Here is a 23,968-nt window from a genome sequence, read left to right as displayed (position 1 = left end):
CTAGAAATTTGCCTTATAAATTTTGCACTTTATTTACTATAAAATTTACAAATTCATTACTATCATTTGGGCATTTGCAAACCCTATAATATTTAAACCCACTTTTGTTTGCTATTTTTCTATATTCTATATCAAGTTCACAAATAGTTTCTGAGTTATCAATACAAAATGAAAGTGGATAAATTAAAGCTTTCTTTGAAGCACAAAGTGGCAAAACAAAACTCAAATTTGGCTCAAGCCATTTTACTGGCCCAAGACGAGATTGATAAGCTAGCTTAATATCTTTAAAATCAATACTCTCTTTTTTAATTAAATTTGACAAAATTTCAATATGGGCTTTAATATTTCTTTCATATAAATCACCATTTTTTATAATACTTTTTGGTAAAGAATGAGCCGAAAAAATCAAAGCTATATCAGAAACTTCATTTTCGTTTATACCATAAATTTCATTTTTGATTGAGTTGATTATGATTTTATTATATTCCAAATCATTAAAAAAGACATCAATTATTTTTATATTTGCATTTATATTAAGCTCATTAATCCAGTCTTTTGCATCTTCTAAACTAGAAACAACAGTTGTAATAGAATGATGTGGATAAAGAGGAAATAACACAATTTCATCATATCCTTTATACTTTTTGAGCACATCTTTTGCAAATGGAGGAGTATAACGCATAATAAAATCAAACTCATACTCTTTTGTTTTAGATAGTTTTTCAACCAAAGAAGCTGTAGTATCAACTAGTGGTGATTTTCCACCGATTAATTCATAGTTTTTAGTTGCTGGTTTTTTTCTTAAAAATGCTATTAGTGATGAAATTTTATCTCTTAGTTTTTCATTTTTAATATTTAAAATATATTTATCATTAAACATATTTTTTAAAAAAACATTAACTTCATCAAGATTGTTTGGTCCTCCCATATTTAGAAGTAAAACTACTTTTTTCATCTTAAAATCTCCCTTATTTTTATCACATCTTCCATATTTGCTAAATTTCCAAACTCTTTATTTTCACAAACATCTAAAAAATACTTATGTTCATTCCTTATGGAAAAATCCTCATTTTCAACTCTTAAATTTACTCTTCCATTCATTGTGATCTTATGAAGTGTAAAATTTACTAAATCAGCAAGATAAACACCACTTTTGGCTGAAATTTCCATAAAAACTCTATCTATTGGATATAAAGATCCAGAAATTATATTAACCAAAATTCCATTTTTAGTTTTTAAATTTGATGAAGCAACTTTTTTATTTTTAAAAGATGATTTTTTAACATCAATATTACTAATTTCGGTTTTTAAAATAAATCTTACTAAATCCAAATCTTTTAAAAGCAAATCATCTATTATATCTATATCTTCACCGCAATCACAAGATCTAATAATGCTAATAGAATAAATTTCTTCATTTTCTTTTTTAAATTCTCTTAAAAGAGATATTACGGTAGGATTAAATCTTTCATTAAAACCAACAGCTATTTTTGTTTGACTTGTATTTGCTGCATAGCGCATCTCTCTAACTTGCTCTAAATTCTCAGTACAGGGGCTTTCAACAAATATATTTTTTACATACTTCATAGATTTTAAAATGATTTCTTTATGTGTTTTTGATGGCGTTGCTATTATTACAGCTTGAGGCTTTGAAGTTACAAACATATTTTCAATATCGTTAAAAAACTCAAATCTTGCAAAATTATCAAGCTTTTCATCCTTATCGCAGACCCCAACAAGTTCAAAATAATCAGATCTTCTAAGCTCGCTAAAGTGTTTTTTACCGATTTTTCCAAGTCCAATTATCGAAATCTTTTTCTTCATCAAAATCCTTGAGTTTTTGTTTAAAAACTATTATATCTTAACTCAATAAATATTTAGTTTTTACATCCTAAATTTGACTAAATAAACTTCAAATTTAACTCAAAAAGCTTAAATTTAATAATTTTTAGATAAAATGAGCTTTAAAAATTTTATATAAAGTTAGGATAAATTTTATGGATGTTAGAAAGGCATATTTAGATTTTTTTAAAAGCAAAGGGCATGAGGTTGTTCCAAGTGCCGCGTTAGTACCAAATGATGACTCATTACTTTTTACAAACGCGGGAATGGTTCCGTTTAAAGATATTTTTACAGGAAAAGTTCCTCGCCCTACTCCACCAATTAGAACAAGTTGCCAAACTTGTATAAGAGCTGGTGGAAAGCACAATGACCTTGATAATGTCGGATACACCGCTAGACATCATACTTTTTTTGAAATGCTTGGAAATTTTAGTTTTGGAGAATACTTTAAAAAAGAAGCTATTTCTTATGCGTGGGAGTTTATAACTGAGGTTTTAAAACTTCCTAAAGATAGGCTTTATGTAACAGTTCATGAAAGTGATGATGAGGCTTATGAAATTTGGCAAACCCACATTGATAAAGAAAGAATTTATAAATTTGGAGATAAAGATAACTTCTGGGCCATGGGAGAAACTGGACCTTGTGGGCCATGTAGTGAAATTTTTTATGATCAAGGAAGTGAGAAATTTCACTCTGATGAAGATTATATGGGTGGTGATGGCGATAGGTTTTTGGAAATTTGGAATTTAGTTTTTATGCAGTTTGAAAAAGATGAAAAAGGAAATGTATCAAAACTTCCAAAACCAAGTATTGATACTGGAATGGGACTTGAAAGGGTTGTTGCTATAAAAGAGGGAGTTTTTAGTAACTTTGATAGCTCACTTTTTATGCCAATAATTAAAGAAATTGAAAATCTCGTAGGCATTAAATACGAATATGACAAAGGAGCAAGTTATAGAGTTATTGCAGATCATATAAGATCAACTGTGTTTTTACTAGCTCAAGGTACAAACTTCGATAAAGAAGGTCGTGGATATGTTTTAAGAAGGATTTTAAGAAGAGCTGTAAGACATGGATATTTACTTGGACTAAAAGAGCCATTTATGTATAAATTAGTAGATATTGTGTGTGAAGTTATGGGTTCACACTACTCTTACTTAAATGATAAAAAAGAGTTTGTAAAAGAGCTTATAAAACTTGAAGAAGAAAGATTTTATACAACAATAGCATCTGGAATTGAGCTATTTAATGAAGAGCTTAAAAACACAAAAGATATTTTTAGTGGCGAAGTTGCGTTTAAACTTTATGATACTTATGGTTTTCCGCTTGATTTAACTGCCGATATGCTAAGAGAGTCAAATTTAAAAGTTGATGAGGCTAAGTTTGATGAACTTATGAAAGAGCAAAAACTCCGCTCAAAAGCTAGCTGGAAAGGAAGTGGGGATAAGGCAAAAACAGAAGGTGACTTTAAAAATCTTTTAGAAAAATTTGGTAAAAATAATTTTGTTGGCTATGATAAACTAGAATGTGAAGCTAAAATTTTAGCTATTTTAGATGAAAATTTTAAAATAATAGACGAGCTTAAAAATGGTGAAAATGGTTGGATAATGCTAGACAATACTCCATTTTATGCAACAAGTGGTGGACAATGTGGCGATAAAGGCACTATTGGAAAAAGTGAGGTTTTAAAAACTGAGAAATTTTTCGATTTGAATTTATCTTTTCTTAAAGCAACTGAGAATTTCAAAACAAATCAAATAATAAAAGCCGTTGTTGGATATGAAAGAGAGATGATAAAACGAAATCACAGTGCTACTCACCTACTTCACGCAGCACTAAGAAAAGTTTTAGGAGATCATATATCACAAGCTGGAAGTAGCGTAGAAGCAAGTAGATTAAGATTTGATTTTACTCATCCAAAAGCTATGAATTTTGAAGAAATTAAAGAAGTTGAAAATTTGGTAAATTTTGAAATTTTAAAAGCTATTCCTGCTAAAACTGAAATTTTGGAACTAAGTGAAGCTAAAAAAAGTGGTGCAATTGCTTTATTTGGAGAAAAATATGCAAATAAAGTAAGAGTTTTGAGTTTTGGTGACTTTAGCAAAGAGCTTTGCGGTGGAACACATGTAAAAAATACTTCTGAAATTGGAGCATTTTTAATTACAAAAGAAAGTGGTGTAAGTGCTGGAGTTAGAAGAATAGAAGCAATTTGCAGTAAAGAAGTAATAAATTACACAAACCATTTAAGAGATGAGTTAGAGACAATAAACTCAGAACTTAAATCAAACGAACCACTTATTGCCATTGACAAGCTTAAAAACGAGATAAAAGAGCTTAAAAATGAGCTTAAAAAAACCTCAAACAATAAAGAGTTTGAAGTTCATAACATAAATGGAGTGAATGTAATAGTTAGCGAATTTGATGGCGATATAAAAACTAAAATTGATGAGCTTAAAAATAGATATGAAAAAGTTGTAGTTTTACTTGAAAACATTAAAGATGATAAAATCACGCTTTGTGCAGGAGTTAAAAATGCTCCTATAAAAGCTGGGGATTTAGTAAAACAAACTGCTTTAATTGTCGGTGGAAATGGTGGTGGACGAGATGACTTTGCAACAGCTGGTGGAAAAGATATCTCAAAAAGCAAAGAAGCTTTGAAATTTGGTCTAAAATATATAAAGGAAAAACTATCTTAACAAACGAAATTGATAGCTCATTTGCAAGAATAGGCCATATTTTGCCGTTTTTGCATATTGTTTCTATCGTAGTACTTATAACTTTGCAAGGTTTAATAATCTGTATAACTAGGTTTTTAAACTTAGAAAAAAATTATAGTTTTATTTTTAAATCTTGCAAAAATTTGGCAATTGCCTTTTTTATAACATTTAGTGTTACAGTGTTAACTGGTTTTTTACTATCTCAAAATGGAGATTTTAAATTTTCGGATCCAATGATAGAAAGTGTTATAAATACAAAATATGCAATTGCTTTTTTACTGCTTTGTAATTTTAGCTATATAATTTATAGATTTTTCCTTGCAAAAGAATGTTATAAAAAATCCGACTATGATGAGATGAACGAGCACTTGATAATTGCTGTAAATTACTTTATAGTCCTTGATATTGTGCTTTTACTTATAAGCACTTATTTAGGAGTTGTTATAGTGAGTTTTAAATGATAAATTTAGCATCAAGCTCAAAAACTAGAGCAAAAATTTTAAAAGATTTTGGATTTGATTTTAAACAAATTTTATTTAATTATGATGAAAGCTATATTATAAAAAAAGAGCCTTTAACTTATGCCTATAATGTTGTTTGTGCTAAATATTTACAATTTAAAAAAGTTTATCCAAATTTAGAAAATTTACTTTTTGCCGATAGCTCAGTTATAGTTGATAATGAAATTTTTGGTAAAGCAAAAAATGATGAAGATGCTTTTTATATGCTTAAAAAACAAAGCGGCAACGAAGCAAGCGTAATAACGGCTATGATTTATGAAAACAAAAAACTCAAACTTATAAATTTAAGTATTACAACTTTTAGATTTAAAAAATTTGATGAAAAAGATTTAAAAAACTACATTGACAAAAAAGAATATGTTGGAAAAGCAGGAGCGATGATGATAGAAGGTTTTAATAAAAAATATATTGTATCACAAAAAGGAAATACAAGCACAGCAATGGGACTAAATGCTGAAATTTTAAAGGCTTATATATGATAGTTAGATTTATTTTTGGCTTTATGGCGGTGTGTTTTTTTGCGGCTGGCGGGATATTTATGTATTTTTATACAGAAGTAAAACATGATATGAATGCTATCATTAACTATCATCCAAAGCTTACAACTGAAATTTATGATAGAAACAACAACCTCATAGCAAATGTATTTGATGAAGAAAATAGAGTTTATGTAAAATATGATGATATTCCTGGACGCGTCATAGAAGCCCTTGTTGCCATAGAAGATACAAATTTTTTTGAACATAAAGGAATAAATGTTGAGGCTATTTTTAGGGCAATTATAAAAGACTTAAAAACTATGAGTTTTACACAAGGAGCCTCTACTCTAACTCAACAACTTATAAAAAACATAGCTTTAAGCAATGAGAAAAAAATCGATAGAAAGATAAAAGAGATAATTTTAGCTCTAAAACTTGAAAATGAGCTAACAAAAGAACAAATTTTAGAACGATATTTAAATGAAGTTTATTTTGGGCATGGATATTATGGAATTAAAACTGCAGCTTTAGGATATTTTAGAAAAGATTTAGATGAACTTAGTTTAAAAGAGGCAGCGATACTTGTAGGACTTCCAAAAGCACCAAGTAGCTATGATCCAACAAGGCATTTAGACCTATCTTTATCAAGAGCAAATAGGGTTGTTGAGAGGATGTATGAAATAGGATGGATAGGAAGAAATGAGTATGAGCTTGCTATGAATGAAGAACCTATTATTTATGATGATAGCCTAACTAAAAATAAAGCTCCTTATGTTGCAGATGAGGTTATGAAAGAAGCTTCAAGATTTCTACCAGATATAAAAACAGCTGGATATAAAATTTACACAAGCGTTGATTTAGAAGTTCAAAATTTAGCAAGAGATGCTCTTGTTTGGGGATATAATGAAATTTTAAAAAGAGATAAAGATGCAAATGAGAGCGTGTTAAATGGTGCAATCATTGTAACAAATCCAATAAATGGTGATATTTTAGCTCTTGTTGGTGGAGTTGATTATCAAAAAAGTAATTTTAATCGTGCAACACAAAGTCAAAGACAAACTGGATCAAGTTTCAAGCCTTTTATTTATCAAATTGCCCTTGATGAGGGTTATTCACCAGCTAGCGAAATACCAGATATTCCAAGAAGCTTTAATGATGGCTCAAATAAAGAGTGGACACCAAAAAATTTTAGCAAAAACTATGAAGGCTACATAACTATGCGAAGAGCACTTTTAAAATCAAGAAACTTAGCAACTGTAAATTTAATGCATTCACTTGGTGTTAAAAATGTAATTGACAGGCTAAAAGAAGCTGGTTTTAGAAATATGCCATATGCACTTTCAGTTTCATTAGGAAGTTATGGAATTTCACCTTTAGAATACTCTAAATTTTACTCAATGTTTGCAGGTGGTGGAATTGCTACAACACCTAAATTTATAGAACGAGCAACTAGCTTTAGTGGTATTGAGACTGTTTTTAAAGCCGAGCAAGTTACTGTTACAAAACCTGAACAAGCATATTTAATGGTTGATATGATGAAAGATGTTGTAAATGAAGGAACTGCAAGAAACGCAAAAGTTAATGGTATAGAAATAGCTGGAAAAACAGGCACTTCAAATAACAATATTGATGCATGGTTTTGTGGATATACACCTGAGCTTTTAGTCATGGTTTGGTATGGAAATGACAACTATAAACCTATGCGATATGTTGAAGTTGGCGGTAGAAGTTCAGCCCCAGTATTTAAAAAATTTATGGAAAACTACTTAACAATTCACCCAGAAACAAAAAGAAATTTCAATGCTCCAGAAGGTGTTTATCATAAAATTTACAAAGGAAAAGATGAGCTTTATACCACAACTTCACCACTTCCTTATCAAGATACATTACCACTTGATTTAGGATATGAAGATGGAACTGGTGGCGGAAACTCACTTTTGTTTTAAAATAAAGCTCCAAATTTTTGGAGCTTTGATAAATAGCTACTCTATTCTTTTTCCTGCATCTGGGGTAAATAAAGGTTTTCCCATTAATTTAAAATCAGCTATAAATTTTTGAGCCTCATCGCTTACTATCCAATTTATAAATTCTTTTGCATTCTCATAATCAGCTTTTGGACAATTTTTAGTATTTACAGCCATTATTGAATAGAAATTTTTTAAACTTTCATCTCCTTGACTTATAATTTCCATATTTGAGTTGCCTTTTAAGCCATCTTCGTATTTTATAAAGGTTCCTCTATCGGTTAAAGTTACACCTTTTTGCTGGGCAGCTATATTTATGGTAGCTATCATTCCTTGTCCTGTTTGATTGTACCAACTCTGTTTTTCAGGCACATCCCCAGCTACTTTTTTCCAAACAGAAATTTCTTTATTATGCGTTCCACTCTTATCACCACGACTAAAGAATTTAATCTTTTCATCTTTGATAATTTTAAAGATTTCAGGCAAATCTTTATCTTTAAATTTATCTGCTAAAGATTTATCAGCAACTAAAATAAAGTCATTATACATAACAGCTGTTCTATCTATGCCATAACCATCTTCTACAAATTTTTTCTCAACTGTAGGTGAATGAACAAATAAAATATCTGCATCACAGTTTTTACCCATTTCAAGTGCTTGACCTGTTCCAACAGCGACCCATTTTAGTTCAACTCCAGTTTTATCTTTATACACAGGAGCAATGGCATCTAGCAAGCCAGTATTGTCAGTGCTTGTAGTTGTTGCCATAACTAAATCACTATCTTTTGCATTTAATGACAAAGCAGTGATAAAACTAAGTGCTAATAAAGCTAATTTATTTTGCATTTTTATCCTTTTAAATAAATTTTGAAATATTCTATCATATTTAAATTGAAAATATTTAAATTTTGCATATTAATTATATTTTTTCAGCATATATAAAAGAAATTTTAAATAAACTTAATAAAATATTTCAAATTATATGAAAAGGGAAATCTTGGATTTTATATTAGATGGAATTTATGAAGCCTTAAGACTTCTTATTTCTTTTGATGAAGAGACTTATTTTGCTATTAAAACAACACTTTATTCATCATTTTTTTCCATCATTATAGCTTTGATTATCGGTATGCCACTTGGATTTTGTTTGGGATATTTTAATTTTTTTTCAAAAAGATTTTTAAGAATTTTAAGCGATACTGGTCTAGCTATGCCAACTGTTGCAATTGGACTTATTTTATACGCTTTATTTTCAAACAGAGGCCCACTTGGCAATTTTGCTCTTTTATTTACTTTAAAAGCTGTAATAATTGGTCAAATTTGCCTGTCTTTGCCAATAGTAATTTCCTTAACTGCAAGTGTGATAGAAAATATGGAAATAAAACACTTAAGACTTATAAAAAGTTATCATTTAAGAGGCTATAAACAAATTTTAACTGTTTTATTTGAAAATAGATATCCTTTAATGGTGATTGTGGCAACCACTTACGGTAGAATTGTTGCAGAAGTTGGAGTTGCAATGATGGTAGGAGGAAACATTAAGTGGCATACAAGAACCATCACAACTGCTATTTCACTTGAGACAAATAAAGGAGAATTTGCAATGGGAATAGCCCTTGCAAGCGTTCTTATAACAATAGCATTTTTAGTAAATTTATTTATTTATGCTTTAAAAAAGTTTGATAAATGAAAATTTCAAATTTAACCAAAATATATAATTCACATCTTATTTTAGATATAGAAAATTTAAATATTGACACTACAAAAATAATAGGCCTAACAGGCAGTAATGGAAGTGGAAAAAGCACACTTTTAAGAATAATTTCTGGCATTGAAAAACCAACTACTGGAAGTGTTGATTTAAGTATTTCTAAAAAAGACATATCGATACTTTTGCCTGAACCAATGCTTTTAAAAAGAAGTGTTAGAAAAAATTTTGAATTTGTTTTAAAAAATAATGGACTTATGAGTGAGTTTGAAAAAAGAGTAAAAAAATCTTTAAATTACTCAGGACTTAATGAAAGTTTTTTAGATAAGAAATACTACGAATTAAGCAGTGGGCAAACTGTAAGAGTTGCTTTTGCTTTAATAATTGCTATAAAAAATAGGCTTATTTTATTTGATGAACCAACAAATAGTGTTGATTTACAAACCGCAAGACTTTTTAGTAAAGTCATAAAAGAGCTAAATTTAAAACACAATTGTGGCTTTATAATAGCAAGCCATGATGAAAAATGGCTTAGCGTTTTAGCAGATGAAAATATTTATTTATACAATGGAAAAGTTGCAAAATTTGAGTATAAAAATGTATTTGAAACAAAAAATGGAAAAATAGATTTTGGTCAAAATTTAAACTATAAAAGCCCGTTTAAAGAAACTAAAAAAGTAGCCATAGATCCAAGTAAAATTACACTTGAAAAAATGCCATCACAAGGCTTTTATAAAGGACTTTTACACTCCATATCATTAATAAATAAAAATACTTTATTAGTAAAAATCAAATTTGGAGATTATCTTTTAAAATGCCATACTTCTAAAAAATTAGACTTAAAAACTGGTGATGAGATTTACTTCAAAATAGAAGATGATGCCTTTGAGATAATTTAATTTTTAGCAATTTTCAATATCTTTATCAGTCATCAATTATTCCTTATTATAAAAATTATTGGGAATATTATAAAACTAATTCTTAAAGATTTTGATTAGTAGAATAACGATATATAGTAAAAGTAAACTTAAAGTTTTCTTAATGGATGCCTTAACTGGATTCGAACCAGTGTTAGCTGATCCAGAGTCAGCAGTTCTACCACTAAACTATAAGGCATCAAAAACTTTGATTATACTATTTAAAAAATAAATTTTTTATAAATTTAAAATTTCATTTAGATTTTTAGTAAGTTCAATTTTTTTTATATCACCTATGACTTTATATTTTTGAAGCTCTTTACCATTTTTAAAAAATATTAAAGCAGGTGGTCCATATATTTGAAATTCTTTCATCAACTCCAAATCATCCTTACTATTTTTCGTAACATCAACTTTTATAAGCTCAAAATTTGATAAAATTTCAGAAATTTCTGCTGAGTTTAAAGTATCATCTAACTCTTTGCAATTAACACACCAAGTAGCCCAAAAGTCAATTAAAACTGGTTTTTTACTGCCTCTAACAACTTCTTTTAATTCATTTAAATTTGATACTTTTTTAAAATTTAAATTTTCTTTTAGTTGGCTTTTAAAAGTATTATTAAGTGGATTGATTAGACTATTTGAACCACTTGCAAAACCTATTATTAAGACAACTGAATAAATTATTATCGCTAAGCTAAATCCAAATTTGAATTTTTTAAATGTGACACTATCTTTTTTTACAGGAAATAAACTCACACCAAAAAATATACCAATAACCCCGTATAAAAGCAGGCTTAAATTTGAACTTATTAGTCTTGAAAGCATCCAAACTGCCATAAATAACATAATAAATCCAAAAATTTTACTTATCTCATTCATCCAGTATCCAGGTTTTGGTAAAAACTTATTAGCTCCAAGTCCTATCAGCAAAAGTGGCATTCCCATACCAAAACTCATTATAAATAATGCACTTCCACCAAGTAATAAATTACCGCTTTGAGCTATGTAGACTAATGCTCCAGCAAGTGGTGCAGCCACGCAAGGACCAACTATCAAAGCTGATAAAAAACCCATTATAAAAACTCCGATTAGCCCATTTTTACTCTCACTTTTTTTACTAATTTTACTTTGAAGCGAAGCAGGAAGCTGCAGTTCATAAAATCCAAACATACTAAAAGCTAAAACTATAAAAATTAAACTGAATAAAATAATAACCCAAGGAATTTGTAAAAATCCTTGAACGCTAGAACCAAAATATGTAGCCAAAATACCAGCTATAGAGTAAGCTAGCGACATAGCAAAAACATAAATAAAACTTATTAAAAAAGCTTTTTTATTATCATTTTTACTATTTTTACATTTTGAAACTATAATAGATGATAAAATCGGAATCATAGGAAAAACACAAGGCGTTAAAGCTAGCAAAAGTCCATATCCAAAAAATGTTATTATAGTGATAAAAAAGTTATTATTTTTTATATCTGATGAAATTTTATTTTCATAATTTGTATTATTATTGCTAACTTTTTTATCTTTAATTTTTGATATTTTAAAGCCATTTTCAGTTTTTGAAAGATTAAATTTTAAATTTTGAGGATTGTAGCAGTATCCATCATAAGCACAACCTAAAAATTTGAGCGTTATAATTTTTTCATTTGAAGTATTTAAAATCAAATTTGTTGGTATAAAAAGAGTAAAATTTTTATCATAAATCAAATACTCTTTATGTTTTTTAGACTCTGGTAAATTTAAAATTTTTGTGATATTTTCACTTCCTAAAAATACCTTAAGCTCATCTTCATAAAGATAAACACTTTTATCTATAGCTATATCAAAGCTAATGCCAGATGGATGGGCTTTTTCATTAATTTTAAAAGCTTCACTTACATTTACTGGTTCTGCGTTTAAAAAACATATCATAAGAATAAATAAAAAAATATTTCTTATCAAATTTAACCTTTTATTAAAAATCATGAGATGCATTTTAATATATTTATCTAAATAAAATAAAAATTTTATATTTTTACTGTATAATATAACTAATTTATCACAAGGTCTAAAAAATGAAATCATACAAAGGAGAGCTTGTAAAGCTACAAATTGAGCTTTTAAAGCTTCAAAATCATATAAAAAAACATTCTTTAAAACTTCTTATTATTATGGAAGGAAGAGATGCTGCTGGAAAAGGTGGTACTATAAAAAGAATAACTGAACATTTAAACCCAAGAGGTGCTCGCATAGTTGCGCTACCAAAACCAAGTGATGTTGAAATAACTCAGTGGTATTTTCAAAGATATGTTGCAAATCTCCCAAGCGGTGGTGAAATAGTGATATTTGATAGATCATGGTATAACAGAGCTGTAGTTGAGCCTGTTATGGGATTTTGCACTACCTCACAAACAAAAGAATTTTTGGAAGATGTGCCTTTGTTTGAACATCTTTTAAGTAAATCAGGCATTAAAATTTTTAAAATTTTTCTTTCAATTGATAAAAAAACTCAAATAAAAAGATTTAAGGATAGAAGAAATAACCCCCTAAAATCTTATAAAATTTCAATTGTTGATGAAAAAGCACAAACTCTTTGGGACGATTACTCAGCTGCAATTTGCAATATGCTTACAAAAACAAGCTCACAGGAAAATCCATGGACAATAGTAGATGCAAATGATAAGAAAAAAGCTCGTATAAATACAATAAAATCGATACTTTATAATTTTGAATATGATGAAAAAGAAGATAATAAGCTTTTAAAACCAGATAGCGATATTGTATTAAGCGTGGATGATGCAATTAATATAATCAGCAAAAATAATAATATTGAAATTTAAATTATTATAGTTTTTCATTATCAATTTATAAACTTTTTTTATTTATAAAATTTTAGTATAATTGGCTAAATTTTAATAAAAAGGATGAAAAATGGCTATAAATACAGACCAAATAGATAAAATTCAAAAAGTTTTAGACGCATTAAAAGAATATGCAAATAAAGATGGCGCAAATAACCAAAGAGCTGATCTTTATGAGTTTTTATCAAACAAGCTTGGTATAGAACTAACTACAAATTTCACTGGAACAGATGGAAAAAGTAGAATTGCCTATACAGATTTATCAGAAGTTTTGTATGTTCTAGAAACTGCTGTTAAAAAAATGTAAACTTTAAGAAGTAAGCCAAAAAGCGGCTTACTTCTAGTAAAAAATTATAAATTTTAAGCCTATTTTAAAAGCGCAACAAAACTTGTTATGCTTTTAACAAAAACTTTTTACAAACTCACTTTCATCTTTGCATTTCATAGATTTGCTCATTATGCAAATTTTATTAGCTCCTGCATTTAAACAATTCTTAAAATTTGAACTATTTATTCCACCAAGTGCATAAATTTCACCATTATAGAATTTTCTCACATCATTAATTAAATTTAACCCTTTTGGGGCAAGATTAAATTTACAATCAGTTTTATAAATATGACTTAGACAAATTGAACTAGTTCCTAAATTTAAAGCACTTTTTACTTCATCCACACTATGAGTTGAAGCTACAATTTTATCAAATTTAGCTAAATCATCTTTATAAATTTCAAGCTCTTTCAGTGGTAACCAAATATTTTTACATTCTAAATTCAATGCAACATTTACAAATTTATGTATAAAAATTTGCTCTTTAAAACTAGCACAAGTTTTAAAAACCTCATTTGCAAATTTAAAATACTCATTTTCACTAAGCTCTTTTGCTCTTAAAACTACATTTGCACCACAATTTAAAAATTTAAAAACTCTTTTATAAATATCATCTTTGCAAAGCTTTAAATCAGTAATTACAACCAAATTAGACATAAATATATTCACTCATCAAAGGATAAAATCCACTATTTTCAATGCTTTTACAAACTTCATCAACACTTCTTTCATCATTTATATTAAATTGTTCATCGCCTATTTTTTTACTATGACCACCAATTCCTACACTTACTCCAGCTGAAAGTTTGTTGGCTGCAATCTTAATGGCATTATCTCTAAATCCAGCTCTTTCCCTAGTTGAAATCGTAATAGTTGCATGTGGCATAAAAAGCCTATATGCCATAACTACTTGCAAAAGCTCTTTTTCATGAACATCGCGTGGGTTTATTCGAGAGTTATTTATAACAGGACGAAGCCTTGGAACTGAAAGTGAGATTTCAACAAACGGATATTTTTGATATATTAAATTTGCATGAAGTGCAGTAGCAAAAGCATCTTTTCTAAAATCATCAATTCCTAAAAGTGCTCCAAATCCAGCACCTCGCATACCACCTACAATTGCCCTTTCTTGGGCGTTAAAGCGGTAAGGAAAACTCATCTTTTCGCCAGAGAGATGAATTTTTTGATATTTTAAAGGATTATATGTTTCTTGATAAACATTTACATAATCAACGCCATTTTCATGTAAAAACGCATACTCATCAACATTTAATGGGTAAATTTCAACTCCAACTATTTTAAAATACCCACTTGCCATTTTGCATGCTTTAGCGATATATTCTACATCTGAGTTAACTCTACTTTCTCCTGTTAAAATCAAAATTTCTTCTAAACCTGTTTTTTTTATATTTATAAGCTCAGTTTTTATAGCTTCAAAACTTAACTTTGCTCTTTTAATATTATTTTTTGTATTAAATCCACAATAAACGCAATGACTATCACAAAAATTTGATATATAAAGTGGAGTAAAAATATTTATATTCTCACCAAATTTTGCTCTTGTTTCATTTTTACAAACTTCTGCAATTTCTTCTAAACACTCCCCTGCTTCAATGCTTAAAAGCACTTTTAAATCATTTTGCGTTCTAATTTTAGAATTTAATGCCTTAAATACATCATCTTTTGTATAGTTTCTATACTCAAATTTAGAAGTTTCATCTAAAACTATTTTTAAAATATCACTTTTTATATCAATCATGCCGTTTTGATAGGCGAATGGATTTGAATTTTTCATAATTTTAATCTCTTAAAAATCCAGTTAATGGCGAACTTGGCGAAGCTGTTTTTTTAACTCTTCCAAAACCTGCCAAATAAGCATCTCGACCTGCAATTACAGCGTTTTTAAAAGCTCTTGCCATTTGTGGTAAATTTCTAGCTGTTGCAACTGCAGTATTTACCATAACCCCGTCACACCCAATTTCCATAGCCTCACAAGCTTGTGATGGTCTACCAATGCCCGCATCAACAATAATTGGAGTTTTAATCTCATTTATTAATATTTTAATCATTTCTTTTTGAGTTAAGCCTTGATTACTGCCAATTGGAGATGCAAGAGGCATAATAGCTGCTGCTCCTGCACTTTCTAAACTTCTTGCAATGCCCAAATCAGCATGCATATAAACCATAACTATAAAGCCCTCTTTTGCTAAAATCTCAGTTGCTTTTAAAGTTTCATAATTATTTGGAAAAAGATATTTTGAGTCATCTATAACTTCAAGTTTTATAAATTTGCTAACATTAAGCTCTTTGCAAAGTCTTGCAATTCTCACAGCTTCATTTGCATTTCTAGCCCCACTTGTATTTGGTAAAATAGTAATATTTTTGGGGATAAAATCAAGGATATTCTTATTTTGGCTTTCATTTACTCGTCTAAGTGCTAATGTTATAATCTCTACTCCTGCTTCATCCACACAAGCTTTTATGAGTTCTGGATTAAACTTGCCAGAGCCTAGAATAAACCTTGATTTAAACTCATATTCGCCCAATTTTAGATTATCATTTTCCATAAAAATTTGTCCTTTTATAATTAAAATAAGTAAAATTCTACTGTTTTAGTTTTATAAAATGATAAATTTTTAAAAATTTAAATGCTAAATTTCAAACTCATTCATAATAATTCTTAAAATTGTGTTTGCCTGCATTGAGGCACATTGCACAACCTTTGGGGCCATTAATGATGCTTTTGAACTAAAATCGCCACAAATATAGCAGTTTGTACCAAATCTTTTTACTTTCATTAAATTTGAGCTCTCATATCCGCCCATTCCACTTCCAAAAACAAAATATTTATCTAAATTTTTAGAGGCGTAATCCATGAGTAAGGCTTTTAAATCAGCATTATCAAAAGCCTCACATATTAAAAAATCATCTTTTAAAACGGAATTTAAATTTTGGCTTGTAATTTTTAAATTTAAAATTTCAAAATTTAAGTAAGGATTTATTAGCTCAAGTTCGGATTTTAAGGCATCTGTTTTAAAAAGTCCAATATGGGTTTTGTTATAAAACTGACGATTTAGATTGTTTAATTCAACCTTATCAAAATCAACTAGTTTTAAATTTCCAACTCCTACTCTAGCAAGCATTGAAGCGATATTTGAACCAAGTCCGCCAAGTCCTAAAATCACAACTTTAGAATTTTTAACTTTTTTTGTAACTAACTCATCATTTCTTTTGTAAATTTCGCTTTCGAAATATTTTTTTTTGCATAAAATACTATCCACCACCTACAAACTCAACTATTTCATAATTATCATCTTTGCTTAAAAGATCGTATTTCCAAAGATTTTTGCTTAAAATTTCGCCATTTTTTTCAACAGCAATACGGCTAATGTCAAATTTAAAGTCTTTTATAATTTCAAGCAATTTTGTACCATTTTTAACCTCAACCTCTTTAGCGTTAATCTTGACCCAAACTTTGTCTATACTCTTCAAAAGTTCCCCTAAAATCAACTATTTCTCCATCACCTTTTAGATGAAGTATTCTATTTGCAAAAGCATCAATTAACTCTCTATCGTGACTTACGCAAATTGCACTTCCTTTAAATTGATAAAGTGCTTCACCTAAAGCAATAATCGCCTCTAAATCAAGGTGGTTGTTTGGTTCATCCAAAATAAGCAAATTAGGCTTTATCAGCATTAATTTACTAAGCATTACACGGTGCTTTTCACCTCCACTTAGATCTTTTACACTTTTTTCTTGCTCAGCACCACTAAAAAGCATCCTACCAAGACATTTTCTAATTTCATCTAAATCTTTATTTTTATTATCTTGCAGATATTCATAAAGCTTTAAATCACTTGTTAGTTTATTATTTATATCTTGTGCAAAATACCCAAGCTCGATCGTTGCTCCTATATGTACATTTCCACTATCAGGAGTAATTTCATTCATTATAATTTTACAAAGTGTGCTTTTTCCAACACCATTTTTACCAATTATTGCAACTTTATCACCCTTTTCAAGCTTAAAGTTAAAATTATCTAAAATTACTTTTTTATCAAATTTTTTTGAAATTTCATTTAGACTAATTAATTCATTTCCTATTTCTCTATTTGGACGAAATAAAATGCTTGGCTCTCTTCTAGAGCTTGTCATAACTTCACTAATATCAAGCTTGTCAAGTCTTTTTTGTCTGCTTGTTGCTTGTTTTGCCTTACTAGCATTTGCACTAAAACGAGCGATAAATTTTTCAAGTTCTTCTTTTTCTTTTAGCTTTTTATCTCTTTCCATTTGGGCTTTTTTATTCATCAAATTTGAGGCAATATACCAATCATCATAATTTCCTGCAAACTCTCTAATACGCTTAAAATCAACATCTAAAATATCAGTGCAAACTCTGTTTAAAAAGTGCCTATCATGACTTATTACAACTAACGTTCCAGCGTGGTGATTAAGCTCATTTTCAAGCCATGAAATTGCCTCAATATCAAGGTTGTTTGTAGGCTCATCTAAAAAAAGCACATCTGGTTTTGGAAATAAAACTTGAGCTAATAAAACTTTAAATTTATCTGAGTTTTCAACCTCACTCATTAATTTATCATACTCATTAAGACCCAAAGATGAGAGAATTTTTTCACATCTTGTTTCATACTCATAAGTTGGATCTTCTTCGGCTGTTATCATCTCAAGCTCACTTAAACGCTCATTTATCTCATCTGTAAATTCCTCGCTTAAATAAAGCTTTTCTTTTTCCTTAACTGCATCATAAAGTCGTTTATTTCCATACAAAACCGCATCTTTTAAACTGAAATTTTCAAAAGCAAACTGATCTTGACCTAAAACTCCAACTTTTAAACCACTATCAATTAATACTTCCCCGCTACTTGCTTCTATTTCTCCACTTAAAATTTTTAAAAATGTTGATTTACCAGCTCCATTTGCACCGATAAGTCCATATCTATTTCCTTTATCAAGGCTTAAATTAATATCTTCAAACAATAACTGAGTACCAAATCTCATAGTTAAACCATGTACTTCAACCACATTTCACCCTTAATGTAAATCTTTATTTAATTTAACTGCTTTTTTGCTTAAACTTGCAGTTATTTGTCCAGTTTGGCTATTTTGTCTAAAATGAAGCCCATTTAAATTTGCCAACTCTTTTGCCTTATAAATTTCGTTTTTAAAATCAAAATTTGGATTTATTTTGCCAAGTAAAGTTCCATTTTTTTCATCAATATAAACTTTTGTGCCCTCTAAAATAGCAATTCCACCATCAACTATACAATCATCTCCCAATGGAATTCCAGTAACAGAATTTGCTCCTAAAAGACATCTTTTTCCAATACTTATTGGATTTCCACTTGTGCCACTAAGAACACCTAAAATACTTGCTCCACCGCCAATATCAGTTCCCTCTCCAACTATAACTGAGCTTGAAACTCTTCCTTCAATCATAACTTTTCCAGTAGTTCCTGCGTTAAAATTTATATAACTTGCTCCTGGCATTACTGTTGTTCCATTTGCTATTTGAGCACCCATTCTAACTTTTGCGGCATCTAAAATTCTTATACTATCATCAGGAATAATATGATTTAAAAACCTTGGAAATTTATCAACACTTGAAATCACTGGATAAGCTCCACTCATCTTTAAAAATATCTCATTTTCCCTTAGCCATTCAAGCTCAACAGGTTTTGCAAACTCATCCCAGGCAACATTTGGAAGAACTCCAAAAGCTCCATCTAAATTTATACTTCTAAGCTCAACCTTACCAAGAGATAAAAGATAAAGTTTTAAATAAACACTTGCAACACTTTTTGGCTTTTCATCACTAAATAAAAAAGTAACGCAAAAATGGTTCTCATCACCATACTCGCTATTAGTTAAAATTTCATTTATAACCATTAAATTTTGTAAATTTTTATGTTTATTTCCCTCAGCCTCATCTTTTAAAAACTCAAATATACTTAAAACTTTTTTTGTAATTTTATCATCTATCTCAAAAACAGCCTCACTATCATTTAAGTTTAACTTAACACCACATTCATTTAAAGCCCATAAAACAACTGCTGCTGAGCCTAAATTTTCTTTATAATTAACAACTGCATAATCAACACTTAAAGTTTTTTTTGTATCAACAATGCCTTTATTAACTCTTCCAAAAGCCCAAGCTATCGGCTCTTTATAAAATTTACTTTTTTTAATTTCATCAACAAATTTGTTAAATTCATCTATATTTTTAATTTTATTCATTTTTATCCTTTTTTAAATTTTAATGACAATTTGCCTTGCCGTCAGTTCGTGGCTGAATTGCCTCATTTCCAGCTAAGTTTTCTTTATCTATATTTTGCATTATCCCCCAAAGTCTAGAAGCTGCTTTTTCATATCTTTTAGCACTTATGCTATTTGGCTCATAAAAGCTTACTGGCTTTCCACTATCTCCGCCTTCTCTAATGGCAATTTCTATTGGAATTTCACCTAAAATTTCAGTATTGTATTTTTTTACAAGTTCACTACTTCCACTTTTACCAAAAATATCATATTCTTTGCCATTATCAGGGCAGATAAATCCACTCATATTTTCGATAACTCCAGCAATTGGAATATGAAGTTTTTCAAACATATCAAGACTTCTTGCAGTATCATCCATAGCTACAACTTGTGGTGTTGTAACACAGACTCCAGCAGTTACTGGAACACTTTGTGCAAGAGTTATTTGTGCATCTCCAGTTCCTGGTGGCATGTCGATAAAAAGCACGTCAAGCTCATCCCAAGAAACATCTCTTAAAAGCTGTTCTATTGCTTTCATTATCATCGCACCTCTCCACATAAGCCCTTGACCACTTTCAATTAAAATTCCCATACTCATCATCTGCACGCCATGAGTTAAGATAGGCTTTAACATATTTCCAACAACAACAGGCTTTACTTTATCACATCCAAGCATTCTAGGAATATTTGGTCCATAAATATCAGCATCTAAAACACCAACCTTAAAACCTAGTTTTGCCATAGAAATAGCTAAATTTACAGTTGTTGTGCTTTTTCCAACACCGCCTTTTCCACTACTTACCATAACAAAATGTTTAATTTGAGGAGCGATATTTTTACCACTTATTGTATTGCTTTTTTCTTTTTGAATTTGTGGCTGTTTGATTAAAATTTCACTATTTGGAATTATGTCTGAGATATCTTTTTTTAACTTTTGAGCAACTTCAGGTTTGCTTGAAACTATCTCAACTTCTATAAAAATTCTATCTCCAATCTCAATATTTTTCACAAATCCAAACTCAACAATACTTTTTTTAAAGCCTGGATAAATAACACTTTTAAGTTTTTCTAAAACTTCATTTTTATTCATATAAATTTCCTTGTAACAAATTTAAAAGCTTTTTTTATGTATAATACTACAACTTTATAAATAAAAGGCAAAATTTTGAAAGATATTACCTTTATACTTTTGGCAGCTGGAAACTCAACTCGCTTTGGCTTAGAGGTTAAAAAGCAATGGATTAGAGTTGGAGATACTCCACTTTGGCAGTTCGTAGCAAATAAATTTAAGCCCTATTTTAAGGATATTATCATCGTATCAAATGCCAATGACTTAGAATATATGAGAAGTTTTGATGATGGTTTTAAATTTGTAGCTGGTGGGAGCCAAAGAGAGATTTCGCTTAAAAATGCTTTAAGCTTAGTTGATACTAAGTGGGTTTTGGTAAGTGATGCAGCAAGGGCTGGGATTAGCTTTGAGATGATAGAAAGACTTATTTTAAACAAAGATAAATTTGACTGTGTAAGCCCTTATTTAGAAGTTGTTGATACGGCTTATTTGGGTGATGATTTAATAAACAGACACGATATAAAACTTATCCAAACACCGCAAGTTAGCCGAACCAGTTTATTAAAAAAAGCCTTGATGAGTGGCGAAAATGATGAAAAATTTAGTGATGCAAAATTCAGTGATGATAGTTCAGCTGTTAAAAGTGTAGGTGGAAAACTAGGCTTTGTAAAAGGCGATGAAAAGGCTTTTAAGATCACTTTTAAAAGTGATTTAAAAAAAGCTTTAAATGAGTATAAAATTTTAAAACCGCCTTCAAAAGATTTTTTTGTGGGAAATGGCTTTGATACACATAAATTTACAAATGGAAATGGGATAATGATTTGTGGCATAAAAGTGCCTTGTGAGTATGATTTTATCGCTCATAGTGACGGGGATGTGGCACTTCATGCGCTATCTGATGCCTTGCTTGGAACATGTGGGCTTGGAGATATCGGAGAACTTTATCCTGATAATGATGAAAAATTTAAAGATATTAGTTCAGTTATTTTACTAAAAGATATACTTAAAAAGATAAAAAGCTATGGATATGAAGTAGTAAATGCAGATATCACAATCATAGCCCAAAGTCCAAAACTTGGATCTTTTAAAAAAGATATGCAAAAAAAAGTGAGTGAAATTTTAGGTATAAATAGAGTAAATATAAAAGCTACAACAACAGAAAAACTTGGATTTATTGGAAGAAGTGAGGGAGTTAGTGTAATGGCAAGTGTTATGGTTAAATATTTTGATTGGACAAAAGCTTGAATATTTTAATAGTAGAAAATGAGGCGTACCTAGCTCAAAGTATTGCAAATAAGCTTACTTCTTTGGGGCATAATTGTGAGATTTTAACCAAAATAAAAGATATATTAAATACTTCAAAAAAAGATGCAATTCTTTTATCAACAAGTATTTTTGGTGAAGAAATATATGAAATAATTAAAAAATTTAAAAACTCCATTATAATTTTGCTAATCCCATATATCAGCAATGATACAGTATCTCGCCCGATAAAAGCAGGAGCAAATGATTATATCCAAAAACCATTTATGGTAGAAGAACTAATAAGAAAAATAAATCATTTTGAAGAATTTAATAAATTAAAAATTATAAATAACTCTTTTATGAAATATTTTGAAAAAAGTTTTGCCTCTGTAAAAATACCTGAGTTTAACTTTGAATCTTTAAAATTTCCACTTTTTATAGAAACAAATTCAAAAAAAATGGCAGATAAATTTGTTTATGAATACTCAAAATGGGTAAAAAAATCTGTTAAGACTATATTTTTAGATGAAATAGATGTGCTTGAAAAACTAGAAAATGAAAGTTTTAATGTGCCTATTTATCTACTAAATGCTCATCTTTTTAAAAACAGATCCAAGCTTTTTAAACTAGTAGAAAACAAACAAGTTATAATAAATGGCCTAAATATCGAAAATGAAGGAAATTTTGAAACATTAACTTTAATAACTGATGAAAAACCAAATCTTTCTAAAGGTGAAATTTTAACAATCGATGAGTATTTCGCATATATAATAAAAGAAAATCAAGATGTTTTTTCAGATACTGACCTAGCAAAAAAACTTGGAATTTCAAGGAAATCTTTATGGGAGAAAAGAAAAAAATATGGCATCCAAAAACAAAAATAAAACTTTAAAAATTTCAAGAGAAACTCTTGGAACGCTAACCTTGATAAAAAATCAAATTTTATCTAAATTTGATAGATTAATGGATGAAAACGAGATAGATGAAGTTATACAAAGCGGATATTTAAACAAAGAGCTTATCCCTTATGCATATATTTTTGCACCAAGTGGAAAAGAAAATCAAAAAATCGCTGAAAATGCCGAGTTTTCACAAACTCTGTTTTTAGAATGCGATGAAAAAATTGTTGGTAGAATAATTGTAACAAATAATTTTAGATATAAAGGATATTGGAAGTTTTTTTCTATATTCGAAGCAGATGCCATAAACCCTCCAAATGATGAACTTATAGAAAGTTTTTGTATAAGTGGTATCATAGAAATTTATAATGATAAAATTGCTTTAATTAAAAACAAAATTCAAAATCTAAAAAAAGAGTTAAATTTAAAAAAAGTAACTTCGCTTATGCTTTGTGCAAACCCATTTCACAGAGTCCATGAAAGGCTTATTAGACTGACTATTGATAAGGCTGATTTTTTGATAATTTTTCTATTAAGAAGCACAAGAGAAAATAGATTAGATCATACTTTAAGAAAAAAAACTCTTATGTATTTTATAGATAATTTTTTACCAAAAGATAAGGTTTTATTAATAGATTTAGAAAACACAACACTTTTTTCAGCTCATAAAAATCCAGAACTTGAATGCATCGCTGCATATAATTTTGGTGCAAATAAGATTATCATTGGACAAAATCACGGCTCAATTGGGATGTTTTTTGATGATAATCAAGCCCATACTATAATCGATAAAATAAGAAAAAACTTTGATATTGAAATTTTAGTAATGCCTGAGTATGTATATTGTAATGAGTGCAAAACGATTGTGAGTGTAAAAACTTGCCCGCACGGACAGCATCATCACATAAAATACCACAGCCCGACCATTAGAACGCTTTTATTAAACAGTGTTTTGCCGCCAACAATTTTGATGAGAAAAGAAATTTCTGCCATAATTTTAAGCGATTTATTTCCAAATAGATTTGAAAATTTGCAGCAAATTTATGATGAAATTTTTCCAAATGCAGGAATTTTAGAAACTCACACTTATGAGGATTTTTACAAAGAACTTGCTAAACTTTATCAAACTGGATCTTTAACTTAAAGGAAATTT

23 protein-coding genes and 1 tRNA gene are annotated in these 23,968 nt (G+C 29.1%); 11 read left to right on the top strand and 13 right to left on the bottom strand.

Annotated elements, in window-relative coordinates:
• Window positions 1-13 precede the first annotated feature (13 nt).
• Together hemH and CURT_RS03110 are read right to left on the bottom strand one after the other, a co-directional pair.
• The gene (hemH, locus tag CURT_RS03115) at window positions 14-955 is read right to left on the bottom strand and encodes a ferrochelatase (protein WP_018713324.1); all 942 of its coding nucleotides are present in this window, start codon (window positions 953-955) and stop codon (window positions 14-16) included.
• Window positions 952-1,824, bottom strand: coding sequence for a Gfo/Idh/MocA family protein (locus tag CURT_RS03110; protein ID WP_018713323.1), 873 nt, complete (start codon window positions 1,822-1,824; stop codon window positions 952-954). The genes hemH and CURT_RS03110 overlap by 4 nt, the downstream gene beginning before the upstream one ends.
• Window positions 1,825-1,997: 173 nt before the next feature.
• Here CURT_RS03110 and alaS point away from each other — a divergent pair, with 173 nt between their 5' ends.
• The 4 genes from alaS (at window position 1,998) to CURT_RS03090 (ending at window position 7,505) form a co-directional block, all read left to right on the top strand.
• On the top strand, window positions 1,998-4,538 hold the full coding sequence (alaS, locus tag CURT_RS03105) for an alanine--tRNA ligase (protein WP_018713322.1): 2,541 nt from the start codon (window positions 1,998-2,000) through the stop codon (window positions 4,536-4,538).
• A gap of 164 nt (window positions 4,539-4,702) precedes the next feature.
• Window positions 4,703-5,020, top strand: coding sequence for a hypothetical protein (locus CURT_RS03100; RefSeq protein WP_217907056.1), 318 nt, complete (start codon window positions 4,703-4,705; stop codon window positions 5,018-5,020).
• Entirely contained in the window at window positions 5,017-5,559 is a 543-nt protein-coding gene (gene maf, locus CURT_RS03095; protein WP_018713320.1) for a septum formation inhibitor Maf, read from the top strand. The genes CURT_RS03100 and maf overlap by 4 nt, the downstream gene beginning before the upstream one ends.
• Window positions 5,556-7,505 carry a transglycosylase domain-containing protein gene (locus tag CURT_RS03090; RefSeq protein ID WP_018713319.1) on the top strand — a complete coding sequence of 650 codons (1,950 nt, stop codon included), beginning with the start codon at window positions 5,556-5,558 and terminating at the stop codon, window positions 7,503-7,505. The genes maf and CURT_RS03090 overlap by 4 nt, the downstream gene beginning before the upstream one ends.
• A gap of 36 nt (window positions 7,506-7,541) precedes the next feature.
• Here the strand turns inward: CURT_RS03090 and tupA are convergent, their stop codons facing one another.
• Window positions 7,542-8,369: a tungstate ABC transporter substrate-binding protein TupA gene (tupA, locus tag CURT_RS03085; RefSeq protein ID WP_018713318.1), complete on the bottom strand. Its 828-nt coding sequence runs from the start codon at window positions 8,367-8,369 to the stop codon at window positions 7,542-7,544.
• A 151-nt stretch (window positions 8,370-8,520) separates the two neighbouring features.
• Between tupA and tupB the strand changes: the two genes are divergently transcribed.
• Both tupB and tupC read left to right on the top strand, forming a co-directional pair.
• Window positions 8,521-9,213, top strand: a complete 693-nt coding sequence (gene tupB, locus CURT_RS03080; protein ID WP_018713317.1) for a tungstate ABC transporter permease TupB — start codon at window positions 8,521-8,523, stop codon at window positions 9,211-9,213.
• Window positions 9,210-10,130 carry a tungstate ABC transporter ATP-binding protein TupC gene (gene tupC / locus CURT_RS03075; protein WP_018713316.1) on the top strand — a complete coding sequence of 307 codons (921 nt, stop codon included), beginning with the start codon at window positions 9,210-9,212 and terminating at the stop codon, window positions 10,128-10,130. The genes tupB and tupC overlap by 4 nt, the downstream gene beginning before the upstream one ends.
• Window positions 10,131-10,273: 143 nt before the next feature.
• Here tupC and CURT_RS03070 read toward each other — a convergent pair.
• Both CURT_RS03070 and dsbD read right to left on the bottom strand, forming a co-directional pair.
• Window positions 10,274-10,347, bottom strand: a tRNA-Gln gene (locus CURT_RS03070).
• A 38-nt stretch (window positions 10,348-10,385) separates the two neighbouring features.
• On the bottom strand, window positions 10,386-12,071 hold the full coding sequence (gene dsbD, locus CURT_RS03065) for a protein-disulfide reductase DsbD (protein ID WP_039750079.1): 1,686 nt from the start codon (window positions 12,069-12,071) through the stop codon (window positions 10,386-10,388).
• 143 nt (window positions 12,072-12,214) lie between these two features.
• Between dsbD and ppk2 the strand changes: the two genes are divergently transcribed.
• Window positions 12,215-12,979 carry a polyphosphate kinase 2 gene (ppk2, locus tag CURT_RS03060; RefSeq protein ID WP_018713314.1) on the top strand — a complete coding sequence of 255 codons (765 nt, stop codon included), beginning with the start codon at window positions 12,215-12,217 and terminating at the stop codon, window positions 12,977-12,979.
• A 91-nt stretch (window positions 12,980-13,070) separates the two neighbouring features.
• The gene (locus tag CURT_RS03055; RefSeq protein ID WP_018713313.1) at window positions 13,071-13,307 is read left to right on the top strand and encodes a hypothetical protein; all 237 of its coding nucleotides are present in this window, start codon (window positions 13,071-13,073) and stop codon (window positions 13,305-13,307) included.
• 93 nt (window positions 13,308-13,400) lie between these two features.
• Here the strand turns inward: CURT_RS03055 and CURT_RS03050 are convergent, their stop codons facing one another.
• From CURT_RS03050 to CURT_RS03015, 8 genes are all read right to left on the bottom strand, one after another.
• Window positions 13,401-13,985: a thiamine phosphate synthase gene (locus tag CURT_RS03050; protein WP_018713312.1), complete on the bottom strand. Its 585-nt coding sequence runs from the start codon at window positions 13,983-13,985 to the stop codon at window positions 13,401-13,403.
• Window positions 13,978-15,123 carry a 2-iminoacetate synthase ThiH gene (gene thiH, locus CURT_RS03045; protein ID WP_018713311.1) on the bottom strand — a complete coding sequence of 382 codons (1,146 nt, stop codon included), beginning with the start codon at window positions 15,121-15,123 and terminating at the stop codon, window positions 13,978-13,980. The genes CURT_RS03050 and thiH overlap by 8 nt, the downstream gene beginning before the upstream one ends.
• A gap of 4 nt (window positions 15,124-15,127) precedes the next feature.
• On the bottom strand, window positions 15,128-15,895 hold the full coding sequence (locus CURT_RS03040) for a thiazole synthase (protein ID WP_018713310.1): 768 nt from the start codon (window positions 15,893-15,895) through the stop codon (window positions 15,128-15,130).
• 84 nt (window positions 15,896-15,979) lie between these two features.
• Window positions 15,980-16,609: a sulfur carrier protein ThiS adenylyltransferase ThiF gene (thiF, locus tag CURT_RS03035; protein WP_018713309.1), complete on the bottom strand. Its 630-nt coding sequence runs from the start codon at window positions 16,607-16,609 to the stop codon at window positions 15,980-15,982.
• A complete protein-coding gene (thiS, locus tag CURT_RS03030) occupies window positions 16,602-16,820 on the bottom strand; it encodes a sulfur carrier protein ThiS (protein ID WP_018713308.1) in 219 nt (72 codons plus the stop codon). Before thiS ends, thiF begins: the two co-directional genes overlap by 8 nt.
• Window positions 16,786-18,372 (bottom strand): ABC-F family ATP-binding cassette domain-containing protein, encoded by a 1,587-nt coding sequence (locus CURT_RS03025; protein WP_018713307.1) that lies wholly within the window; start codon window positions 18,370-18,372, stop codon window positions 16,786-16,788. Before CURT_RS03025 ends, thiS begins: the two co-directional genes overlap by 35 nt.
• A 9-nt stretch (window positions 18,373-18,381) precedes the next feature.
• Window positions 18,382-19,584 (bottom strand): tetrahydrodipicolinate N-succinyltransferase N-terminal domain-containing protein, encoded by a 1,203-nt coding sequence (locus tag CURT_RS03020; RefSeq protein ID WP_018713306.1) that lies wholly within the window; start codon window positions 19,582-19,584, stop codon window positions 18,382-18,384.
• 19 nt (window positions 19,585-19,603) lie between these two features.
• Entirely contained in the window at window positions 19,604-20,692 is a 1,089-nt protein-coding gene (locus CURT_RS03015) for an Mrp/NBP35 family ATP-binding protein (RefSeq protein WP_018713305.1), read from the bottom strand.
• Window positions 20,693-20,767: 75 nt separating this feature from the next.
• Between CURT_RS03015 and CURT_RS03010 the strand changes: the two genes are divergently transcribed.
• Genes CURT_RS03010 through CURT_RS03000 form a run of 3 tightly spaced genes read left to right on the top strand, consistent with a single transcriptional unit; the run spans window position 20,768 to window position 23,959 of the window.
• Complete coding sequence (locus tag CURT_RS03010; RefSeq protein WP_018713304.1) at window positions 20,768-21,916, top strand: bifunctional 2-C-methyl-D-erythritol 4-phosphate cytidylyltransferase/2-C-methyl-D-erythritol 2,4-cyclodiphosphate synthase; 1,149 nt, start codon at window positions 20,768-20,770, stop codon at window positions 21,914-21,916.
• Window positions 21,913-22,800, top strand: a complete 888-nt coding sequence (locus CURT_RS03005; protein ID WP_018713303.1) for a DNA-binding transcriptional response regulator — start codon at window positions 21,913-21,915, stop codon at window positions 22,798-22,800. Before CURT_RS03010 ends, CURT_RS03005 begins: the two co-directional genes overlap by 4 nt.
• Window positions 22,778-23,959: a hypothetical protein gene (locus CURT_RS03000; RefSeq protein ID WP_018713302.1), complete on the top strand. Its 1,182-nt coding sequence runs from the start codon at window positions 22,778-22,780 to the stop codon at window positions 23,957-23,959. The genes CURT_RS03005 and CURT_RS03000 overlap by 23 nt, the downstream gene beginning before the upstream one ends.
• Window positions 23,960-23,968: the final 9 nt, after the last annotated feature.

This window comes from Campylobacter ureolyticus, assembly GCF_013372225.1.
Taxonomy (GTDB): domain Bacteria; phylum Campylobacterota; class Campylobacteria; order Campylobacterales; family Campylobacteraceae; genus Campylobacter_B; species Campylobacter_B ureolyticus.
Note: the sequence above shows the minus strand (reverse complement) of the source record. Positions and strands in the feature narration are given on the sequence as shown.